A 321-nucleotide genomic window follows, 5' to 3' on the forward strand; every position below is an offset into this window, starting at 1 on the left:
AGCAGGCGCTCTCCCAGCTGAGCTAAGCCCCCATTATACAATTAAGAGTCGGGAAGACAGGATTCGAACCTGCGACCCCTTGGTCCCAAACCAAGTGCTCTACCAAGCTGAGCTACTTCCCGTTATTAAATTATTAAATAATAAATATAAAATGGCGCGCCCGATAGGAGTCGAACCCATAACCTCTTGATCCGTAGTCAAACGCTCTATCCAGTTGAGCTACGGGCGCATTTTATATATATTATGGTGCCGAGGACCGGAATCGAACCGGTACGATAATCACTTATCGCAGGATTTTAAGTCCTGTGCGTCTGCCAGTTC

Annotated in this window: 2 tRNA genes; both read right to left on the minus strand. The window is 47.0% G+C overall.

What is annotated here, in order from left to right:
• Window positions 1-48 precede the first annotated feature (48 nt).
• Window positions 49-122: transfer RNA gene (locus tag HMPREF3031_RS11880), tRNA-Pro, on the minus strand.
• Window positions 123-152: 30 nt separating this feature from the next.
• Window positions 153-229 (minus strand) — tRNA-Arg (locus tag HMPREF3031_RS11885).
• Between the last annotated feature and the right edge of the window lie 92 nt (window positions 230-321).

Source organism: Staphylococcus sp. HMSC072B07 (assembly GCF_001815505.1).
GTDB classification, from domain to species: Bacteria; Bacillota; Bacilli; order Staphylococcales; family Staphylococcaceae; genus Staphylococcus; species Staphylococcus simulans.